Origin of the sequence: Melghirimyces profundicolus (assembly GCF_003054245.1) — a bacterium.
GTDB classification, from domain to species: domain Bacteria; phylum Bacillota; class Bacilli; order Thermoactinomycetales; family DSM-45169; genus Melghirimyces; species Melghirimyces profundicolus.
This window is the reverse complement of sequence record NZ_QBKR01000004.1, coordinates 120,996-142,383: the sequence shown is the minus strand read 5'-3', so window position 1 is coordinate 142,383 and position 21,388 is coordinate 120,996. Positions and strand designations below refer to the sequence as shown.

15 protein-coding genes are annotated in these 21,388 nt (G+C 54.5%); 11 read left to right on the top strand and 4 right to left on the bottom strand.

All coding sequences use genetic code 11. The features are described 5' to 3' along the window. Positions 1-105 precede the first annotated feature (105 nt). Together C8P63_RS04425 and C8P63_RS04420 are read left to right on the top strand one after the other, a co-directional pair. Complete coding sequence (locus tag C8P63_RS04425) at positions 106-573, top strand: acyl-CoA thioesterase (protein ID WP_108022123.1); 468 nt, start codon at positions 106-108, stop codon at positions 571-573. A gap of 147 nt (positions 574-720) precedes the next feature. Further along, positions 721-2,595 (top strand): 3'-5' exonuclease, encoded by a 1,875-nt coding sequence (locus C8P63_RS04420; protein WP_108022122.1) that lies wholly within the window; start codon positions 721-723, stop codon positions 2,593-2,595. 50 nt (positions 2,596-2,645) lie between these two features. On the opposite strand, the gene C8P63_RS04415 is transcribed toward C8P63_RS04420, so the two are convergent. After that, positions 2,646-4,052 (bottom strand): MBL fold metallo-hydrolase, encoded by a 1,407-nt coding sequence (locus tag C8P63_RS04415; protein ID WP_108022121.1) that lies wholly within the window; start codon positions 4,050-4,052, stop codon positions 2,646-2,648. Between the two features lie 332 nt (positions 4,053-4,384). Between C8P63_RS04415 and C8P63_RS04410 the strand changes: the two genes are divergently transcribed. Next, positions 4,385-4,729, top strand: a complete 345-nt coding sequence (locus C8P63_RS04410) for a c-type cytochrome (protein WP_170109499.1) — start codon at positions 4,385-4,387, stop codon at positions 4,727-4,729. A 1,231-nt stretch (positions 4,730-5,960) separates the two neighbouring features. On the opposite strand, the gene C8P63_RS04405 is transcribed toward C8P63_RS04410, so the two are convergent. Continuing rightward, the gene (locus C8P63_RS04405) at positions 5,961-6,380 is read right to left on the bottom strand and encodes a DUF1259 domain-containing protein (protein WP_108022119.1); all 420 of its coding nucleotides are present in this window, start codon (positions 6,378-6,380) and stop codon (positions 5,961-5,963) included. 392 nt (positions 6,381-6,772) lie between these two features. On the opposite strand from C8P63_RS04405, the gene C8P63_RS04400 reads away from it, so the two are divergent. The 3 genes from C8P63_RS04400 to C8P63_RS04390 all read left to right on the top strand — a co-directional run bounded on the left by C8P63_RS04400 (position 6,773) and on the right by C8P63_RS04390 (position 13,441). Then, the gene (locus C8P63_RS04400; RefSeq protein WP_281258682.1) at positions 6,773-7,903 is read left to right on the top strand and encodes an NADH:flavin oxidoreductase; all 1,131 of its coding nucleotides are present in this window, start codon (positions 6,773-6,775) and stop codon (positions 7,901-7,903) included. Positions 7,904-8,098: 195 nt separating this feature from the next. Next, a complete protein-coding gene (gene thiD / locus C8P63_RS04395; RefSeq protein ID WP_108022118.1) occupies positions 8,099-8,896 on the top strand; it encodes a bifunctional hydroxymethylpyrimidine kinase/phosphomethylpyrimidine kinase in 798 nt (265 codons plus the stop codon). A 213-nt stretch (positions 8,897-9,109) separates the two neighbouring features. Further along, on the top strand, positions 9,110-13,441 hold the full coding sequence (locus C8P63_RS04390; protein WP_245920677.1) for an alpha amylase N-terminal ig-like domain-containing protein: 4,332 nt from the start codon (positions 9,110-9,112) through the stop codon (positions 13,439-13,441). A 120-nt stretch (positions 13,442-13,561) separates the two neighbouring features. Here the strand turns inward: C8P63_RS04390 and C8P63_RS04385 are convergent, their stop codons facing one another. Together C8P63_RS04385 and fni are read right to left on the bottom strand one after the other, a co-directional pair. Beyond that, the gene (locus tag C8P63_RS04385; RefSeq protein WP_108022116.1) at positions 13,562-14,989 is read right to left on the bottom strand and encodes an alanine/glycine:cation symporter family protein; all 1,428 of its coding nucleotides are present in this window, start codon (positions 14,987-14,989) and stop codon (positions 13,562-13,564) included. Positions 14,990-15,361: 372 nt separating this feature from the next. Continuing rightward, on the bottom strand, positions 15,362-16,411 hold the full coding sequence (gene fni, locus C8P63_RS04380) for a type 2 isopentenyl-diphosphate Delta-isomerase (protein WP_108022115.1): 1,050 nt from the start codon (positions 16,409-16,411) through the stop codon (positions 15,362-15,364). A 269-nt stretch (positions 16,412-16,680) separates the two neighbouring features. On the opposite strand from fni, the gene C8P63_RS04375 reads away from it, so the two are divergent. The 5 genes from C8P63_RS04375 to C8P63_RS04355 all read left to right on the top strand — a co-directional run bounded on the left by C8P63_RS04375 (position 16,681) and on the right by C8P63_RS04355 (position 21,379). Continuing rightward, the gene (locus C8P63_RS04375; RefSeq protein ID WP_108022114.1) at positions 16,681-16,962 is read left to right on the top strand and encodes an autorepressor SdpR family transcription factor; all 282 of its coding nucleotides are present in this window, start codon (positions 16,681-16,683) and stop codon (positions 16,960-16,962) included. Further along, positions 16,959-17,615, top strand: a complete 657-nt coding sequence (locus C8P63_RS04370) for an SdpI family protein (RefSeq protein WP_108022113.1) — start codon at positions 16,959-16,961, stop codon at positions 17,613-17,615. Before C8P63_RS04375 ends, C8P63_RS04370 begins: the two co-directional genes overlap by 4 nt. Before the next feature lie 100 nt (positions 17,616-17,715). Then, complete coding sequence (locus C8P63_RS04365) at positions 17,716-18,639, top strand: DMT family transporter (protein WP_108022112.1); 924 nt, start codon at positions 17,716-17,718, stop codon at positions 18,637-18,639. Positions 18,640-18,719: 80 nt separating this feature from the next. Beyond that, the gene (locus C8P63_RS04360) at positions 18,720-19,709 is read left to right on the top strand and encodes an MBL fold metallo-hydrolase (protein ID WP_108022111.1); all 990 of its coding nucleotides are present in this window, start codon (positions 18,720-18,722) and stop codon (positions 19,707-19,709) included. 269 nt (positions 19,710-19,978) lie between these two features. Continuing rightward, complete coding sequence (locus tag C8P63_RS04355) at positions 19,979-21,379, top strand: SpoVR family protein (protein ID WP_108022110.1); 1,401 nt, start codon at positions 19,979-19,981, stop codon at positions 21,377-21,379. Positions 21,380-21,388: the final 9 nt, after the last annotated feature.

Genomic DNA, 21,388 nt, shown 5'->3' with positions numbered 1-21,388 from the left:
GCGGCCAAAGAGGCACACCGACGATTCTTTCCGGCGGTTTTTCACGCCTCTTTGGTGTAGCATAGTCGGTAAGGGAAAAAACCTCACAGACAGGAGGAACACAACGTGGAACCAGTACCGGCAAGTAACTCCCGAACGGTTCAGACGTCCCTCGTCCTGCCGCCGGACACCAATCACCTGGGCACCATCTTCGGCGGAAAGGTGTTGGCCTACATCGACGAGGTGGCGGCCATCGCCGCCATGAGACATGCACGGAACCCGGTGGTGACCGCCTCCATCGACTCCGTGGACTTTCTCTCCCCGGTCAAGGAGGGGGACATTGTCAACGTGGAAGCCTTTGTCAGTTGGACGGGCCGAACGTCGATGGAAGTTTATGTAAAGGTAATGTCGGAAAAAGGGCCGGGAGGGGATCGACGGGTGACGGCCATTTCCTTCGTCACCATGGTGGCCGTCGGGAAAGACGGAAAACCGGTTCCTGTACCGAAGGTCCTTCCCGAAACAGAGGAAGAGAAACAATTATTTGAATCGGCACCGGAGCGACAAGAACTGCGGAAAAAAAGGAAAAAGCGATGAAGGGAACAGGAGCCGGGGGTGGTGAACCCCGGCTCAGATTATGGAAAAAGGAAAGGGCCGGTTTTTTCTCATCTTCCTTTTTTGCACGTCCCTGGAGAAGTTCTGTGATATAGTAACCTCTTGAAGATACATAGAGGAGGAAAGCCGGTGGCCCACGTGATACCCGAGACCATCCGGAAAGATGCGACCGCCGGGGAGCGGTTGTTGTTCCGGACGCTGAAGGAGTTTTTGCCCGAGGACTATATCGTCTATCATGAACCGGACATCCACGGCAGGCGACCGGACTTTGTCGTGATCGGTCCGGATCTGGGGCTGGTGGTGCTGGAAGTGAAGGATTACACCCGAAACACCTTGGTGGAATTGAACCCCGACCGCTGGAGGATCCGAAAGGGGGCGGAAGGGGAGATCAGCGTCACCAGCCCGCCGAAGCAGGCGCGGGAGTACGCCTTCCGCATCGCCGACAAACTGAAGAAAGACTCGGAACTGGTGCACACCGGGGGAAAGTATGCCATGCAGCTCAAATTCCCTTACGGCTTCGGGGCGGTCTTCACCCGGTTGTCCCGGGGGGATTTGAAAGAGACGGGAGTGGAGGAGGTGGCCGGCCCGGAGCGAATCCTCGGCCGGGAGGAGATCGATCCGGAGAAGGACTGTTTTTCCGCCATTCTCCTGCGGCGGAAGCTCAGGGAGATGTTGCCCGCCCCCTTTCCCATGGAGAAGCCCCTCACCGAACTGGATATTGCGCGGATCCGGTTTCATCTCTTTCCAGAGGTCCGGATCAGCGGAAAGGTGACCCCGGTCCGGATCCGGGATTCCCTTCTGTTTTATCTGGAGAACCTGGAGACGATGGACCTGCACCAGGAAGGTCTGGCCAAGCAGATCGGCGACCGCCATCGTCTGATCCGGGGCGTGGCCGGGAGCGGCAAGACGTTGATCCTGGCGAGCCGGGTCCATCTCCTGGCCAAAGAGCATCCGGACTGGAACATTCTCGTCCTCTGCTACAACATTTCTCTCTCCCGGGCAATCCGCCGCATGGTGGAACGGAAGCTCCGCCCTTCCGCCTCAAAGACGGAAGGGGAGGAGGATTTGGCGAGCCGGGTGCGGGTGTACAATTTCCACGAGTGGCTGCGGGAAGAGTTGAACATCCGCCGGGAGGAGCAGATCCCCGAGGTGTTGGAACAACTGAACCGGGGAGAGGGGAACCTTCCGCGGTACGACGCCGCCCTGATCGATGAAGGCCAGGATTTCCAGCCGGAATGGCTGGCCCTGGTGAGCAAGCTGTTAAACCCGGAGACCCAGTCTCTCCTCTTGGTGGAGGACCGGGCCCAGACCATTTACTCCCGCCGGCGCAGTTATAAGCAGGACACCGGCCTCGATTTCCGCGGCCGCTCCCGGATCCTGACCGTCAACTATCGAAACACCGCCCCCATTGTCCGCTTTTCCTGGGACTTTTACCAAGCCCACGCTGAGGAAGGCGGAAAAAAAGGAAAAGGGAACGACGACGTGGAGATCATCTCTCCCCAGAGCACCCTTCGGAAGGGTCCGGAACCGGTGGTGCGTCGGTTTTCCTCCATCGGGGAAGAGACGGACTTCGTGGCGGGGGAGATCCGCCGCCTGCGGGGAACCGACCGGATCCCGCTTTCCCGCATGCTGATCCTGTACCGGGTGAAGAAGTTCGGCCCGTGCCGGACCATCGACGCGATCCGGGCTTCCCTGAAACAAACGGGGATTCCCTTTACCTGGATTGCGGAAAACGAACGGAGCAAACGCTCTTTCGACCTGAAGGAACCCACCGTCAAAATCAGCACCATCGACAGCAGCAAGGGACTGGATTTCGATGCGGTCTTCGTGGTCAATGTGGACCGCCTTCCTTTTCCCCTGGAGGAAAACCGAAACCGGGAAGCTTCCCTTCTCTACATCGCGATGACCCGGGCGAAAAAACATCTCTACATCACTTATTCCGGAGAGTCGGAGTTTACAAGGTATTTCGACCGGTTTGTGTCGACGGAAACATCACACAAGTAAGCACGAAAAAATCCCGTACCTTTGGGTACGGGATTTTTAAGGACGGTGTTTCATACCTTCGGCAGGCCTCTTTCCTTCCAGGCGTCGAAACCGCCGCGAAGGTTGATCACGTTTTTGATGCCTTCGGCCTGGAGGAGGCTGGCGGCGATGGCGGAGCGGCCGCCGGATTTGCAGTGGACCAGGATCGGTTTGTCCTTGGGGACTCCTTTGATTTTTTCCTTCAGATCGCCCAGTATGATGTGGCGGGCGCCGGAGATGTGGCCCTGGTCCCACTCGTTTTTCATGCGGACGTCCACCACTTCCCAGTCGCCGTTTTTTACTTTTTCGGCGGCTTCATCGGGGGAAACGGTCCGGTATTGCTCCAGATCCTTTTCATCCGTTTTCTCAATGACGGAGAGGTCGAAATACCCTTCCAAATGATCGATCCCGATGGAATAGAGATCTTTTTTCATCTCATTCACCCGATCCGGATCGGCGATGAGGTAAACCGGGCGGTCATAGTCGATCAGCCAGCCGGCCCAGTTGGTGAAGAACCGGGTGTATGGAATGTTGATCGTCCCCGGCAGGTGGCCGGAAGCGAAATCCCCGGGAGCCCGGGTGTCAATCACCGTGGCGCCCCGCTCCAGTTGTTCGTCGACGGCTTTTTTGGAGGGTTTCATCTTCCCGGGAGCTGAGAGGCGGGAGATGAGTTCCGGGCCTTCGTTATTGACCCGCTTCATGACGGCGAAGTAGTGCGGCGGTTCCGGCTGCTCATTCAGGAGCTCCTTCTTGAACGACTCCGGATCCTCCTCCTTCAGGGCCCAGTTGTACCGTTTTTCGTAACCCACAGTGGACGAGGGGACGGCGCCCAGGGACTTGCCGCAGGCACTGCCCGCCCCGTGGGCCGGCCAGATCTGAAGGAAGTCCGGCAACTCCTTGAACCGCTGAAGGGAACGGAACATCGCTTCCGCTCCGGCGTCAGCGGAGCCGGAGACTCCGAGGGATTTTTCCAGAAGATCGGGTCGTCCCACATCACCGAAAAAGACAAAATCCCCGGTGAAGATCCCCATCGGGTCTTCGGCTCCCCCGTCGGTCAGAAGGTAGGAGAGATGCTCCGGGGTGTGCCCCGGGGTGTGCATCGCCTCCAGGGTGAGGTTGCCGATGGAGAAACGGTCTCCGTCTTGGAGGAATTCATGATGGAGCTCTTTGGCATACGGAAAGGATTTCCCTTCCCCTTCACCGGAGAGGTAGAGCTTGGCTTCCCCCCGGTCGGCCAGTTCCCGGGCCCCCGACACATAGTCCGCATGGATGTGGGTTTCGGCGGCGGCCACCACCTTTAATCCTTCTTTCCGCGCGGCTTTCAGGTAGGGCTCCACGTCGCGTCCCGGATCGATCACGATGGCCTCTCCCGTGGCCGGGCAACCCACCAGGTAGGAAGCATGGGCCAGTTTGTCGTTGTAGAAGTAGCGGAGTATCATCGGATCCCTCCTGATGATAGTGGTTGCAAGCATATTCGGTTTCATTTTGTGATGTTCATGTATACCGCTGTGGGTATTTGTATCTATATTTTTATTTTCCCGTAAAAAGACCTCTTAAACGTTTGAACCCCTCTCAACGCGGGCCAACGGTCGCTGAGGGGTGTTTTTATCTGTTGTGGCCTCCGCTTCCCCAAGCAATCACTTCAAATGATCTGCCTTTGTTTCGATCGCCATCGAGGGCAACCCCCCATCTGACACACAATTCTCGGAAGAAACCGCATCTAAGGCACTTATTTTAATGCATTATGGAGGGAGAAGGAGGGGGATCAGCGATGAACCGATCCAGCTGGAAAGGACTTATTTTGGCATTTGCTGTGGCGGCCGCTGTAACCGGTTGTTCCCAAAGTTCCCAGCCCGCTTCCGGGAGCGACACCTCCGGGGAAACAGAAGTGGACGCCGCCCAAGCAAAGGCGACCTACCGAAGCAATTGCATGGGCTGTCACGGTGAGAACCTGGAGGGCGCCCAGGGGCCGAGCCTGGAAAAGGTGGGGGCCAAGTATTCCGCCAAGAAGATCGAAGCGATTATCCAGGGCGGAAAAGGGGCCATGCCCGCCCAGGTTTCCCTCAACCCGGAAGAACGGAAAAACCTGGCCGGCTGGCTGGCGGACAAGAAATGAGTCGAAACACTCCCGGATCGCGGGAGTGTTTTGCTTTTGTGCACCTGCCATTGCCTTCTCAGATGCAAACCAGCAAATTGATTTGTTGTCATTTGAAAAATTAATGGAAAGAATCCGTTGAAAAAAGAGCGGTTGATATGAATTGCAGGAAAAAATTGAAATAACCCTTGAAGGATTCTTATAATCGAATCTTCAAGGGTTTAAAAGAAAACCGAAGTATCGGCTTCCGGAAGGAGGTAAATAAGATACGGTTACGGTTCGGTGTGATCCGGCTCGGCTGCGGTTTGGCTGGTCTACTTTTATCGTATGAGAGTTGATATCCGATGTTTAGGGCTTTTTGATATTTTTATAAAAAAGAGCATTTGCCTATTAACTTAAAGCTCGCACCAGGATGAACGCGGTTAAATTATTTAAAAAATGGATCCGTTAAAAATAACGGATCCATTTTTGAGTTATTACCAAATGGCCCCAGCCAGTGCGAAAATGGTGGCGATGACCAACAGGAACAACAACAGCCGACGGAGTCCGCCGAAACCAAATCCACTTCCAATAAAGGACATTTTTTAAACCTCCTTTCTACGTACATAACTTCTACCAAATGGCCCCAACCAAAGCAAAGATCGTAGCGATGACCAAAAGGAACAGCAGCAACCGACGGAGTCCAAAAGAATCAAAGTGGGAAGACACTTCTACCCCTCCTTTTAAATCATGTCAATATCATAATATGAATTCAAATCCATAAAGGTGATAGACAATGGTATTATTTTTACCAAACTTCACTGTCGATCGGATCGATATGGATACGAAAGGGAAACGACCCGGCAGGAACATATACGGGGAGTCCGGGAGGCATACGGTCGTCTGCACTTTTCTTTGAAAAGATTGGTTTTTTAATAGATCCCCCCCCTACCCGACGGATAGGGGGGGACACAATGGCGTCTGGCGCCTCCCAATCAAAAGGGTAACCCTTAACTGAGAGCGTTTCCTATGGGGACTCAATCAAAGTTCGGTCGCGGTCTTCTTCCACTCTTGATCAAAGGCTTCAACAAGTGAAAAAAGGGAGCTATTTTTCCAATTAAAGCTCTCACCTTATTCCAAAAACCCATGATCTTGTTAACCCAAGGCTGTTTCATCATTTGAGACAAAAGAGATAACACGGAAGATCCTCCTTTCTTCTTGGCTATCAATGGATAAAACACCTCTTCTGCAAGAGAAGCGGTAAGGGGGTCTATTATTTTGACGGACCGACGGGTCGATTGGTTAATACCCTGGAGGCATTCCGTACATTCCTTGCAAAGACCAAGGGACGTTGAATGGTCTGAAAATGGATGTACCAAATTTGGGGATTGGTAAAGAGCCAGTGGTTGTGCAGAGCTGTTACCTGAATCCCTGCGCTTCGGAGTCGGCTGATAAACGGGTTGATTTCTTGGGTCAGAATCACGGTTTCCCCCAAGCACAAAGCCCGACCATCCCGACCCCGGCTTTCAAAAGAAATAGCGGCTGGAATGGTTAAGAAGGATCTCGATCTCCGCCCCATGATTCTCACTCTGATGTTATTTCGAACTTTGGTAGCTGTACACACTCCGTTAATCACTTGTGCCTGACCGCCAAAAATACGAGCAAATTCCCGACACAGGGGACTGATTGCCATACTACCTCCCCCTTCCTGATAAGCTATGAACAAGGTATGAAGGGAAGAAGGGAGATGGCACCTCGTTTCTCCTGGAATATAGAAAATATACTGTTGACTATCATGGTTATTCGGCCGTCCCTTCGTCATAATGGGTATGGGGTATCGCCCCCCAGGGGGGTGTCCCTGGATGTGTGATCATACCTTCCGCAAGCGACCCAGGCGAGACTTGTGCTCTGTGAGTGCAGCCGGAGCGGCTTTGGGTAAATGCTGCCGCTCGCTTTTTCAAAATAATTCCAGAGGCTGTTTGATAAACCCCCATGAAAAGTATGGTTATCACCGGAATGGACAGGGTAAGAATGAACTTTGGAAGGAGGCATGGTTCTACATTGACAAACCGCTTGTTTGAATCCATGCAACTGGGGCCGACCCGCCTCGACAACCGGATCGGGGTCGCCCCCATGACACGCACCAGTGCGACGGATGAGGGGCTGGCAACGGATCCAATGGTGTCATACTATACCCAATTTGCCCGTGGTGGTTTTGCGCTCATCATTACGGAAGGAACCTATCCGGATCACAAGTACAGTCAGGGTTATTGGAATCAACCGGGGATTTGTAATGAAGAACAAATGCAAGCCTGGAAACGGGTGGTGGATTCGGTTCATCGAGAAGGTGGCAAAATCTTTATCCAGCTAATGCACGCCGGGGCTCTCTCCCAAGGGAATCGATTTAAAAATGAAACCTTGGCGCCGTCTTCTGTTCAACCCAAAGGAGAGCAAATGGAAATGTACGGCGGAAACGGTCCCTTTCCCATGCCCCGGGAGGCGACAAAAGAAGATATCCAAGATGTGATCATTGGCTTTACGGAAGCTGCCAAACGGGCAAAAAAAGCCAGGTTTGACGGGATTGAGATTCATGGTGCCAATGGGTATCTTTTAGATCAATTTCTGACGGACTACACGAATCAGCGAAACGACGAGTATGGAGGTCCAACGGAAAACCGTGTCCGGTTGTTGGTTGAAGTGTCCCAACATGTCAGGGGAGCCGTGGGTCATAACATGACGGTTGGAATTCGGATCTCACAAGGAAAAGTGAACGACTTTCAACATCAGTGGGAAGGAAAAGAAAAAGATGCCAAGGTGATCTTTCATCAACTGGCTGAGGCTGGGTTAGATTATATCCATGTCACAGAATATGAAGCGTGGCAACCTGCTTTTGATTACAAGGACGAACATCAAGGAGCCTGGGAGCCTGCCTTTGGGGATCAAGGCGCTTCCCTTGCGGCGCTGGCCAAGAAGTATGGGGAGATCCCGGTCATGGCGAACGGGTCTCTTCATGATCCGGTGAAGGCGAGAGAAATGATCGAACAAGGGGAGGCAGATGTCGTCACCATTGGCCGGGGAGCTTTGGCCAACAGCGATTGGCCTCGTAAAGTAAAAAACAACGAAACGTTAAATGAATTCCATCCCGAAAGGTTTTTGAGCCCCAATGCAAAATTAAAGGATTTTGAAATCGATTTTGGAAATTCGCATATGAGATAGGAAATTGGAGGCACCGTTTCCCAGGAAAATGTTGTTGTCGACTGACAGATGAGACAAAGCCCCCGTTTCAATAGGGGCTTTGTTTTTTTTGCGGCTGAATGACGGGGGATGTTTTGATCGGCCACCCGTTTCCGTTATCATGGAAGGGTGTGCAGGGAACGAAATCATCGCTGTGTGCTGATAAGGAGGCAAGGTATGGAGTATCGGGCGATGTCCGTGGCCGGTTCCAACAGTCTGGGCGGGGCCGGCATCCAGGCAGATCTGAAAACCTTTCAGGAGTTGGACGTGTTCGGAATGGGGGTGATCACCGCCATTGTCACATTGTTTCCCGACGGGAAAAGGGATCTTTTTCCCCAATCGGCGGAAACCGTGGCGGCTCAGCTGGACTCCGGCGTGGAAGGGATGGGGGTGGATGCCCTCAAAACGGGAATGCTGTATTCATCGGAAGTGATTCGGCTGGTGGTCGACCGGGTGAAGAAATTTGGCCTTGATCGATTGGTGGTGGACCCGGTGATCGTGACCAAGACCGGAGGAAACCTTCTCCACGAGGAAGCGCTGAAGGCGGTTCGGGAGGAGTTGATCCCCTTGGCGAAGGTGGTCACCCCCAACCTTCCGGAAGCGGAAAAGCTGACCGGGATGACCATCCGCTCTCTGGAGGAGATGAAGGAGGCGGCCCGCCGCCTCCATGTACTGGGGCCGGATTACGTCCTGGTCAAAGGGGGGCGACTGGAAGGGGAAAAAGCCCTGGACGTGCTGTATGACGGAAAATATGTGGTGGTCCTGGAGGCGGATCGCATCGACACCCCCCACACCAACGGAGCGGGGTGCACCCTGTCGGCGGCGATCACGGCGGAGCTGGCCAAGGGAAACCCGGTGGAGACCGCTGTCCAGATCGCCAAATCCTTTGTCACCGAAGCGATCCGGGAGGCCTGGGACAGGGAGGAGGGGGTTGGACCCGTCAACCACTGGGCTTACCGGAGGAGAAACACTTGAGAATGAGAACCCCGCCTTTCCGTGTGGAAAGGCGTTTTTTTGGGTGCCCGGCTCTTCCTGCTATATTCAGGAATCCGACAAAGGGGAGTATACGGTCAGGATTTATGAAAAAAATCACTGTTTTTCAAATTATCCAATGTGTGGCATAATAATATGTATCTCTTGGTGCAAACGGTTTCACTTGTCTTACTCTTTTATAAAGGAGGAGATAACTTGTTGAGGAACAAACGGTTTTTACTGTTGCTACTCATTTTTTCCTTGATGGTGCAAACGATTTCATTCGCCGTGCTCAATCCGGCTGTTGCCGAGGAGCGAACGGTCACACTGGTTGGCGATTTACAAGATGAGTTGGGTGGTGCCGGTGAATGGGACCCGACGGATCCCCAAACCGTCATGACTCCCGGGAGTGATGGCTTGTATCAACTCTCCGGCACACTCCCTGCCGGTTCTTATGAGTACAAAGTGGCGATCAATGGCTCGTGGGATGAAAACTACGGCGTCGGTGGCCAACCAAACGGCCCCAACTACAAGCTGACGCTGGAGCGGGAAACAAAGGTCACCTTTACTTATAACGATTCCACCCATGTGATCACTGTAACCATTCCCTTGCCGGAAGCGGAAAGACCCCGCATTGTGGGGGACATCCAGCCTGACATCGGTGCGGGTGGTGAGTGGGCGCCCGCCGAGTCGACCGCCATTCTGACCGATGACGACCAGGACAACATCTATACTTATGCTGTCGATGTACCCAAAGGAAAACATGAGTTTAAAATTGTACTGGGCAACAACTGGGACGCTCCCGCCTACCCGGAACAAAATTTTATGCTGAACGTGCTGAGCAAGACCCGGATCACTTTTTACTACAACCATGAAACACATGATGTCTACACCGACTACGACCCCGGCGTACCTGACGGGCGCGTTCAAGGCGGGCACCTCCACCATGATACATGGGACAAGCTGTACCGGACCCCTTTTGGTGCCGTGCCCACCGGTGATACGGTGAAATTGCGCCTTCAGGCCAAAAAAGGGGATTTGTCCGGGGCCCGCCTGATGCTGAAAAACTACACCAGCGGCAAAACCAGCCTGCTCGACATGACTCCTGCCGGTTGGATGGAAAAAGACGGGAAACAGATTGAATTTTGGGAAGTTTCGGTTAAGGCGAAAGAAAAAGGCGTATACGGGTACAAGTTTATCGTCCGCGACGGTGAAGCGACCAAAGAGTACGGCGAGGACAACCGGGAAGGACACACCGGCACCCCCCTGGACGGCAACGCTTCTTATTTCCAGCTGACCGTCCACGATGAAAAGTACAAGACCCCGGACTGGATGAAAGAAGCGGTGGTCTATCAGATTTTCCCCGACCGTTTTTTCAATGGAAGCAAAAAAAATGACAACGCCAAACAAAATGCACGCGGTTCCGAACCGATTGAACACCGCGGTTGGGAGCAACTTCCGGACAATCCCCGCCTGGTTGAAAGCGAAGAATATGACGGGGACGGCATTTGGAGCAACGACTTTTACGGCGGGGACATCCAAGGGATTGAGAAAAAGCTGGATTATATCCAGTCCCTCGGTGTCAACACCCTGTATTTGAATCCGATTGCCCATGCCGCATCCAATCACAAATACGATGCCACCGATTATCAAGAGATCGACCCCATGTTTGGCACACCGGAAGAGTTTCGGGAATTCACCCGTGAACTGAAAAAGCGGAAGATGCGTCTGATCCTGGACGGAGTGTTTAACCATGTGGGGGATGACTCGATCTACTTTGACCGATACGGCAAATATGAAACGGTCGGCGCCTACGAATACTGGTCGCGCGTCTATGATCTGGTCAATGAAGGGGTGAAAGAAGAAGAAGCAAAGAAACGCGTCGAAAAAGAACTGAAAGCGGAAGGGCAAAAATTCAGTCCTTACGGCTTTCACAACTGGTTTCATATCGAAAACAAAAAAACGGACGGTGTCTATCCATACCAAGCCTGGTGGGGCTTTGATTCCCTGCCGGAGATCAAGTCCATCCCCGGTAAAGCGGTGGACTACGATTCGGAGCTGAACAATCGCCCGTTTGCCAACTACATCATGTATGAGGAAGATTCGGTGGCCAAATCGTGGCTGGACCGGGGTGCGTCCGGTTGGCGGCTTGACGTGGCCAATGAGGTGGACCCGGAGTTTTGGCGTGAATTCCGCAAAGAATTGAAAACGGGCAGTAAAAGTGATCCGCTCATTCTGGGCGAAATCTGGGATGATGCCTCCCAGTACTTCCTGGGGGACTTGTACGACTCCGTGATGAACTATCGATTCCGCGGCGCCTTGATGGACTATTTGAAAAACGGCAACGCCTCGGATGCGGCCGATCAATTGCGCGCTGTCCAGGAAGATTATCCTCTGGAAGCACAACAAGCGTTAATGAACCTGGTCGGCTCCCATGATACCTCACGGGCGGTCTTTCTGCTTGGAAACGGAACCGACACCTACGAGCGAGCCGAGCATGACCCCAACTACAACCACCGCCTGGGAGTGGAGCGGCTGAAATTGGCTTCCATTCTTCAAATGGGATATCCGGGAGCACCGACGATTTACTACGGGGATGAGGCCGGAGTAACCGGCTCCAAAGATCCGGATGACCGGCGCACCTATCCCTGGGGCAAGGAAGACAAATCCTTGATCCGCCATTACCAGAAAATCGGTAAAGTGAGAACCGACCATCGGCATCTGTTCGCCTACGGTGATCTGGATTATTTGCACACCAAAAAGGATTTGTTTGTCTTTGCCCGCACCGACGATAAAAAAGCGGCCCTGATTGCCACCAACCGCGGCAACACCCCGCAAACGGTGGAGTTGGATGTGGCCGATCTGATCATCAACGGGGTATCGCTGACCGATCAGTTGGACAAACGCTGCAAGGTCACTGTACAGGACGGCAAAGTGAAGCTGACCATCCCCGCCATGAGCGGACGGATGCTTGTCTCTGACAAAGGAGCCAAGCTGAAGCGTCCCAAAGAGATTTCCAAGCTGAGAGCCAGTGAAGGCGATCATCAAGTGAAATTAAGCTGGAACGGCAATGCCAAAACCTATCATGTGTACCGGACGACCGTCAGCGGTGGAGCCTATCAGAAAGTGGCCACCACCCACGACAAAAGCATCACCATCGACCAACTGAATAACGGTCGCCCCTACTACTTTGCTGTCACCGCTGTGGACAAGCACGGAAACGAATCAGCCAAAACGGAACTCAAACGGGGTGCCATTCCCCACATTAAGCTGACGGACAAAAACACCACCGTGCAGAGTGTAACCAAGCTGGATGACAACATGATTGACCTGGCTCAAAAACAAGAGGTGGCTGCCGAAATCTCCATCGCCGGAGCGACCGACCGGGACCAGGCCGAGGGGTTGCAGGCACAACTTCAAGTCAAAGAGCCCGGAAAAGAATCCTGGACCTCCCATTCCTCCCAATATACGGGTCAGAACGGGGAGTATAACCGTTTCGAAGCCCGGTTCCTGCCCATTGAGCCGGGAGAATATCAGTACAGATACCGATTTTCCACCAACCTGGGGCGGGACTGGTTCACCAGTGACACAGGGACTGTCACCTATCAAAAAGGAGGAGATGACACGCTTCCAGCCAAGAGTGTCACATTGGAACCACCGGAACAGGAGTCCGCCCAGGTTAACCTTTCCTGGAAGCTGGAGGAACCGACCGATCCCTGCATGGTGGCCATCCTGCGCGATGGCCGGGTGATCGACCAACGGTTTGATGTGGAGAAAACCACGTACAAGGATCTGAATGTGACTAACGGAACTTCATACACCTATGAAGTCCGCGTCTACGACCAGTACGGAAATCACGTCACCTCCAACAAGGTGGCAGTCATCCCGGATCTGGTGACCGTAATGGTCACGTTCAAGGTCCGCCTGCCTGACTATACACCCCAGGATGTGAAGATCAACATCCCCGGCAGTCGTAACGGCTGGAACACCGGCGCCTGGGAGATGACCAGAGGCGGCGCTGTCACCAACGATTACGAGTACACCATCGAAGCCCGGGAGGGGGAAGTGCTCAGCTACAAATACGTCAAAAACAACTCCTGGGATCAGGAAGGATTGGCCGACCACACCCCCAATAATCCGAACGATGATGATGTCAGCTATTATGGGTACGGATCGACAGAAACCAATCTGGAAGCAGTCGTCACCAACCAGGGTGGTAACCGGATGGTGATTGAGGACAATGTCCTGCGCTGGATCGACCAGCCGGCAGTGATCACATCCCACACGGATGGACAGGAAGTGACCGGTGACACCATCACCCTGAAAGGAAACGCCATCAAGGAAGGGGTCCTTACGGTAAATGGGGAGCCCGTTCCCATCCAGGACGATATGTCGTTCAGTCACACACTCCGGCTGAAGGACGGAGTCAATGAAATCAAGCTGCACATCGAACCATCAGAAGAAAACCGATCGGCCATCTTTAAAAACGACGGTGAAGCGATTGCCAAGAACACCAAAGATATTACGATGACCATTTACAAAAAATAAGACGGAGGTTTCGATCCGATCCCTGCCGGTCTGACCGCGGTCAGCCTGCGGGATATTGGGGAAACGGCATAAAAAAGGACTCATGCGAGGCTCCCGCACGAGTCCTTTTTTACTTTGAAATTACGCCTGTTTCGTTTTCTGTCCGGACTCTTCCGCGCCCCAGCACTCCACGTTTTTCAGGCCGGGGATGTGACTGATGTGGAAGACGGGATCTTTCCCTTCTTTCTTCTGCCGCAGGTAATCCTTCAGGGCGGCGAAGGCGATCGGGCCGAGGAGAGCGATGGCGATCAAGTTGAGGAGGGCCATCGATCCCATGAACAGGTCGGCCAGGTCCCATACGATCTGGATTTTGGCGACGGATCCGAACATCACCATACCCAGGACGGCCAGCCGGTAAGCGGTCAGCCAGCCTTTGTTATCGGCCTGGATGAATTCGATGTTGGTCTCCCCGTAGTAATAGTTGCCCACCAGGGAACTGAAAGCGAACAGGAAGACGGCGACGGCGACGAAAATGCCCGCCCACGCGCCGATCTCGGCGCCCAGGGCGCTCTGGGTGAGTTGGATCCCGTCGGCTTCGCCGGTGGTGTACTGACCGGAAAAGAGGATCATGAATGCCGTGCAGCTGCAGATCAGGAGGGTGTCGGTGAACACCCCGAGGGTCTGGATCAGGCCCTGTTTCACCGGATGGCTCACTTCCGCCGTAGCGGCGGCGTTGGGGGCGCTCCCCATCCCTGCTTCGTTGGAGAAGAGGCCCCGCTTGATCCCTTCCATCACCGCGGCCCCGAGGCCTCCGCCGGCAACGGCTTTCAGGCCGAAGGCGCTGCTGAAGATCAGGCCCAGCACATCGGGGATCTGGGTGATGTTTTTGGCCAACACGTAGAGGGCGAGCAGGATGTACAGCACCGCCATCACGGGGACGATCAGTTGGGCGGTGCGGGCGATCCGTTTCACCCCGCCGAAGATGATGAGGGCCATGGCCACAACGAGCACCACGCCGAGAATGGAACGGTCCATACCGAGAGGTTCAAAGGCCAAGGTGATGGTGTTAGCCTGGACGGCGTTGAAGACCAGTCCGAAGCAGAGCGTGATCAGGATGGAAAAGAGGATGCCCATCCAGCGCTTGCCCAAGGCTTTCTCCATGTAATAGGCGGGGCCGCCGCGATAGGTCTCCCCGTCCCGCACTTTGTAAATCTGGGCCAAGGTGCTTTCGACAAAGCCGGATGCCGCTCCCAAGAGGGCGATCAGCCACATCCAGAAGACAGCACCGGGGCCGCCGAGGGAGATGGCCAGAGCGACACCGGCCAGGTTCCCCGTCCCCACCCGGGAGGCGAGGCTGATGCAGAAGGCTTGAAAGGAAGAAACGCCTTTTCCATCCACTTGGGTGTCGGCTTTTCCTCCCAAGAGACGGATCATTTCGCCCACCATACGGAACTGGATCAACCGGGTCCGGATGGTGAACCAAAGTCCGAGACTGATCAGGGTGAAGATCAGGATATAAGACCAGAGAAGGTCGTTGATCTGAGGAACGAGTTCTTCCAACACAATCATCCGATCACCTCTTGATAAAAGAATCAGATTCCGGAAATGAGTTTCAGGATTGATTTTTTACGGAGGACCCTTTCTATCTTACTATAAATGAAGGGACGATCGGAGTGAAAATAGTTCCAAAACGACAGATTTGAAATATCAAGTATAGTGGAAATAAAATGGAAATAGACCGCGGAGGGGAGTGGTGACAGTGGGATGCTTCCGCCGGCTGTGGGAACGGTTTCTGAACTGGCTGATGGAAACGGAGGAAAACGGATGAAACCGGTTCTCCCGACAAGGCTTGAAACAGTCAAGGAGCAAAGAGAGCCCGTCCCCGGTACACGGAGGCGGGCTTTCGTTGGATCGGACATGTTATTGCGGGGGCAAATTCAATCAGCGATCCGCTCTTTCTTTTTTAACGATCCGTTTCGTTCCTTTCAGCATCTCCACCCGATCGATCCCTGTGGCGAACATGGTGATCTTGCACTCCAGTTCGATCCGCTCCAGCTGGCGGGTGATGGCCTCCTCGGCGGGTTCCGTTGCGGGCCGGAGGAGGGAGCGTCCGTATCCTGCCAGGTTGGCGCCGAGAGCGAGAGCTTTGGCTCCTTCGACGCCGTCTTTCAAGCCGCCGCTGGCGATCAGGGTTCCCTCGGGAGTGAGGGACCGGACGTCCCGGAGGCAGTCGGCGGTGGGGAGGCCCCAGTCTTCAAAGGCCCTGGCAGCCTGGAAGCGGAGCTCGTCCCGTGAACGGTATTTTTCCACTTGACTCCAGGAGGTGCCCCCGGCTCCAGCCACGTCGACGAAGGCGACACCCGCGTCGAAAAGGCGGCGGGCAAGTTCGCCGTGGATGCCCCATCCGACTTCCTTCACCCCTACGGGAACCTCGAGAGCGGAGGCGACGTCTTCGATTTTTTGGAGGAGGTTGCGAAAATCGGTGTTTCCCCCGGGCTGAAAGACTTCCTGAAGGCTGTTCAGGTGGAGGATGAGAGCGTCGGCCTTCGTCACCTCCACCGCTCGCCGGCAGTGATCGACCCCGTATCCGTAATTGAGTTGAACGGCTCCGAGGTTGGCCAGCAGGGGGATGCTGGGAGCCACTTCCCGCATGTTGAAGGTATCGGCGGTTTCCGGATGTTCGAGTGCGGCCCGGACGGAACCGAGTCCCATGGCCCATCCCCGCGCTTCCGCAGCAGAGGCCAGGTTCCGGTTGATCCGTCTTGCTTTCTTCGTCCCCCCGGTCATGGAACTGATCAGGAAGGGAGCTTTCAACCGCTTGCCCAGAAAATCGGTTTCCAGGGAGATGTCGGAAAAGGCGATTTCCGGCAGTGCTTGGTGGATGAAACGGTAGGTTTCAAAACCGGTGGTGATGCCGGTGCCGGTTACCTTCCGGTTGAGCACGATGTCGATGTGTTCCGATTTTCGCTTGGAGTGGTTCGGTTCCTTCATCGATGATGAAATCCTCTCTATGTGAGGGAGGCCCCATTTTTCGGACAGCCGGATGAGATGTGTTGTTTATCATCTCCCGGGATTTGGAAGTTATGACGGCCCATGATTCGATCTGCGGAATATTTGGTGTGGTGAAAGAGCCTGGGAAGGAGTTCAGACTGTCCCGTTTAACCGGGCGGGGGCTTTTTTCTTGCCAAAAGCCGGCACTTCATTAGATTATTAGAATATAATCTAAATATCGAAGCGCTTTTGCAAAGGGGGGATGCCATCTGAACGAAGCGTTTAAAGCTCTGTCCAACCCGACCCGACGCAAGATTCTTCGCATACTCCGGGCGGGGGACCGGACCGCGGGAGAGATCGCCGGATCCTTTTCCATGTCCAAACCAAGTCTCTCCCATCACCTGAATGTCCTGAAACAAGCTCAGCTGGTACTTCGGGAACGGAAGGGTCAGCATATCGTTTATTCTTTGAATACGACGGTTCTTCAGGAAGTGATGCGTTGGTTTCTCGATTTTACGGATAATTCATTCCGGGAGGAGGAAAAAGAATGAAGTTTCGCTGGAACCGTTGGGATACGGTCATTTTGGTTCTTGCTTTGCTTCCCGGAGTTTTTGCCTGGGCGGTCTATGATCGGTTGCCGGATCGGGTACCGAGTCATTTCGGCCCGTCGGGAAAACCGGATGACTACAGTGACAAGGAGGTGTTCATCCCGATGATGTCGGGATTGATCCTGTCGTTGCCTTTCTTCATCAAGTGGCTCCCCTTCATCGATCCCAGACGCGAGAACTATCGGAAGTTCACCCGGTTTTATGAAATCTTCCGCCTTGTTCTCACGCTGTTCCTCGGAGGGGTCTTTGTGGCAACGCTGTTATATACCCTGGGTTATCCGGTAAACCTGTCCAAAATCATGCCCGTGGGATTGGGACTCCTTTGGATCGTCCTCGGCAACTTCATGGGTCAGGTGCGACCCAATTGGTTTTTCGGCATCCGCCTTCCTTGGACGCTGGAAAACGAAGAGGTGTGGCGTCGGACGCACCGGTTCACCGGTCCGCTGTGGGTGGGGGCCGGGATTCTGATTCTTTTCACGGCGCTTCTGCCAGCGGGTATGACCTTCTGGGTGGTGCTTCCTATCCTGATCTTGTCCTCCCTGCTGCCGATGGTGTACGCTTACGCGGTTTACCGGAAACTGTCCGGCGATTCCTGAGCCCGCCGGCTTCAATCACACCCCTTCCGGGAAAAAGGACTCGGGGTGTTTTTTGCGAACATGCGAAAAATGAAAGGAAGCAGAAGAAAGGGATGAGTGGATGGGAAGCCGACGTCAAGCCTGGATACTCCTGACGGGGATTACCGTGATTTGGGGATACACCTGGATTCCGATGAAAACGGGCCTGAATCATTTGGGGCCTTTTTCCTTCTCCTTTTACCGGTTTCTGATCGGTTCCGTTGTTCTCCTGTCGATCGCTTACTTCTCCGGACGGTTGCGGCTGGAGCGAGGGGAGGTCGGTTGGTTGGTCCTGCTGGGACTGTTGCAGACCACTGCCACCTTCGGTTTCTGGATGGCGGGGATGGAGCGGTTACCCGCCGGCACTTCTTCCATCCTGGCCTATACGATGCCGTTGTGGACGTACCTTTTGGCCGTGTTCTTCCTGTCGGAACGGCCGAACTCGGGGAAGCTGGCGGGGCTTCTCTTGGGATTGGCGGGATTGGTTGGAGTGGCCGGCCCGGAAGCCGTCGGCGGGATGTCGGCGTGGAAGGCAATGGGTCTGGTGCTGGTGGGATCCATCTGTTGGGCGGGAAGCAATATCCTGGTCCGGGCCCGGTTTTCCGGAAAAGACAAGATCTCCCTGACCGCTTTCCAGATGACGGTGGGAACTGTGGGATTGGCAGCGTTGACCTTGTGGTTTGAACCGGGTTTCTCGCCGGATCGCTGGAGCCTCGACCTGGTGGCCAATCTGCTTTTCACCGGTCTTTTCTCCTCCGCCTTCGCCTTTGTCGCGTGGTTTTTCGCCGTCTCCGCTTTGGGTGCGGGGGAAGCGGCGGTTTCAGTGCTCTTGGTCCCCGTGCTCGCCCTCGTCTTCGGTTGGTTGCAGCTGGGAGAAGAGATCGGCTGGATTCAGGCGGCGGGAACGGTTCTGGTGCTGACCGGCGTCGGTCTGGTGCAAAAGAAGGGACAGGCTCTTCCGGAAGAACGAAAGGATACGGCAGAGAAGGCGGCTGACGGAAGATAACCGGGATATGCGTTGGATCGTTTTCTTTCGGGTAGACTGGTGGATACTTGATCAAACGACGGGAGGCGAACACACCCCACATGATCTGGTACGTTCCTTTTCTTTTGGCCGCCCTGACGGTGCCGGCCCTGTGGTTGGGCATCCGGTATCGAAAGAACCGGAAAGAGATGCCGCATCCGGTCCGCCGTCCCGCTCCCAACCGTCCCGAGCCGGAAACGTGGAAAGACCGGGAGGTGACGGTCACTTGGGTGGGCCACGCCACCTGTTACCTCCATTTTTACGGCACCCGCATCCTGACGGATCCCGTGCTGGAGGAAAGAGTGGGGTTGGAGCTCTTTCCGGGGCTGAAAATCGGTCCGCGAAGATTCGTTCCGCCGGCATTGAGTCTGGAGTCTCTGAAGGATACGGATCTGATTCTCCTTTCCCACGCCCATATGGACCATCTGGATCTTCCCACCCTGAAGAAACTGGCGCACCCGGGAATGACGGTGGTGACGGCGGCGAAAATGGGACGCCTTCTGAAGGGGCTTCCCGTTGGAAAGGTGGTGGAGCTGAGCGGGACCGATCCTTTGCGGTTGCCGGACGGCCTCACCGTGAAGGCCTTTCCCGTGCGTCATTGGGGGAGTCGATTTCCCTGGAACACGGACTTCGGGTGGACAGGGTACATATTGGAGAAAGAAGGAAGGAAGGTGGTTTTCCCGGGGGATACGGCCTACACATCCACGTTTGCCCGTCTGAAGGAACAGGGAGGGGTCGATCTTCTCTTCATGCCGATCGGCGCCTATCAACCCGACGCTTTGACCGCCTATCACTGTACGCCGGAGCAGGGCTGGCGGATGGCGGTGGAAGCCGGAGCCCGCTGGATCGTGCCGATCCACTGGAATACGTTCGTTTTGTCCAAGGAACCCGTCGGGGAGCCGATCCAACGTTTTCTTACCGCCGCCGGGGACCGAAGGAAGGATGTGGTGATCCGTGAGCAGGGGGAGGTCTTCCGGTTTGGAACCTTGGACGAGGCTCCCGGCGAAGGGGATGAAGCGTCCAAGCCGCTGACCGAACGTCACAAACAATAGTCCCATTTCCGGGCCCCGTTGAGGAATCGGATACTCAACGGGGGCCTTCCATGTTCAAGGGGCTTTTTTTACGATTTTGACCCGGGAGGAGATAGGCAGATCTTCTCCTACATAAGGTTGTATTGAAGACACTGGAAGCGTTGTGAAAAAGTGAGCGGCAGCATTTGCCCAAAACGCTTCCAGGGCGGAAGCCGCATCGGGTCTGTCGATAACAACCTTTGACGGCTTCAGGCGTATGATGTTGGAAAGAGATGGGGAGGGAGTTTCGGATGACCGATGAGCTCAAGGAACTGAACCGTGCGATCGGGGAAATCACGGAAATTGCAAAGGGATTCGGCCTGGATTTTTATCCCATGCGCTATGAAATCTGTCCAGCGGACATCATCTATACCTTCGGGGCCTACGGAATGCCGACCCGCTTTTCCCATTGGAGTTTCGGCAAAACCTTTCACAAGATGAAACTGCAGTATGATTTGAACCTGAGCCGGATTTACGAGCTGGTGATCAACTCCAATCCCTGCTACGCTTTTCTTCTGAAGGGAAACAGCTTGATTCAAAACAAACTGATCGCTGCCCATGTTTTGGCTCACTGTGATTTCTTCAAGAATAACATCCGCTTCTCCAATACCTCCCGCGACATGGTGGAAAAAATGGCCGCCAGTGCGGAACGCATCCGGCAATACGAGCTGAAGTACGGGCAAGAAGAGGTGGAGCGGTTTTTGGACAGTGTCCTGTCCATCCAGGAGCATATCGATCCCAGCCTGATCCGACCACCTCGCCGCAAGGAGCGGGAACCGGTGAGAAAAAACCGACGCACCACTCCCTATGATGATCTTTGGGAACTGGACGATTCCGGTGTCAAAGAAGCTCCACGGGCTCCAAAAACGAAAATCCCGGAAAAACCGGAGAAAGATCTGTTGCTGTTCCTGATGGAGCACAGCCGGGTGCTGGAGAAATGGCAACAAGACGTTATGACGGTTCTCCGGGATGAAATGCTCTACTTCTGGCCCCAGATGGAAACGAAGATCATGAATGAAGGTTGGGCCTCCTACTGGCATATCCGTATCTTAAGGGAAATGGATCTGACAGATGAAGAGACCCTGGAATTCGCCAAACTGAACGCTTCCGTGATCCAACCCTCGACCACCTCGATCAACCCTTACTATCTGGGTCTGAAACTGTTTGAGGATATCGAAAGTCGGTGGGACCATCCCACGGAGGAAGAGCGGGAACGCTACGGCCGGGTGCCCGGAAAGGGAAGGGACAAAATCTTTGAAGTGCGGGAAATGGATATGGATACCTCGTTTATCCGGAACTACCTGACCAAGGAGCTGGTGGAAGATTTGGATCTCTTCATCTTCCAGCGTTCCGGCAACGAATGGACGGTGACCGACAAAGACTGGAAAGAAGTGCGGGATCAACTGATTGCCAGCCGTGTGAACGGCGGTCATCCGTATATCGTGGTGGAAGACGGGGATTACAAGGGTAACGGGGAGCTCTACCTGAAACATTGCTATGAAGGGTTGGAGCTGGATATCAAGTACCTCGAAAAGACGCTTCCCCACGTGCAATCCCTGTGGGGGAGGACGGCCCACATTGAGACGGTGATCGAGAACAAACCGGTCCTGTTCACCTGTAACGGAAAGAAATGCACCCGCCGCTTTCTGTAACAGGAGAGG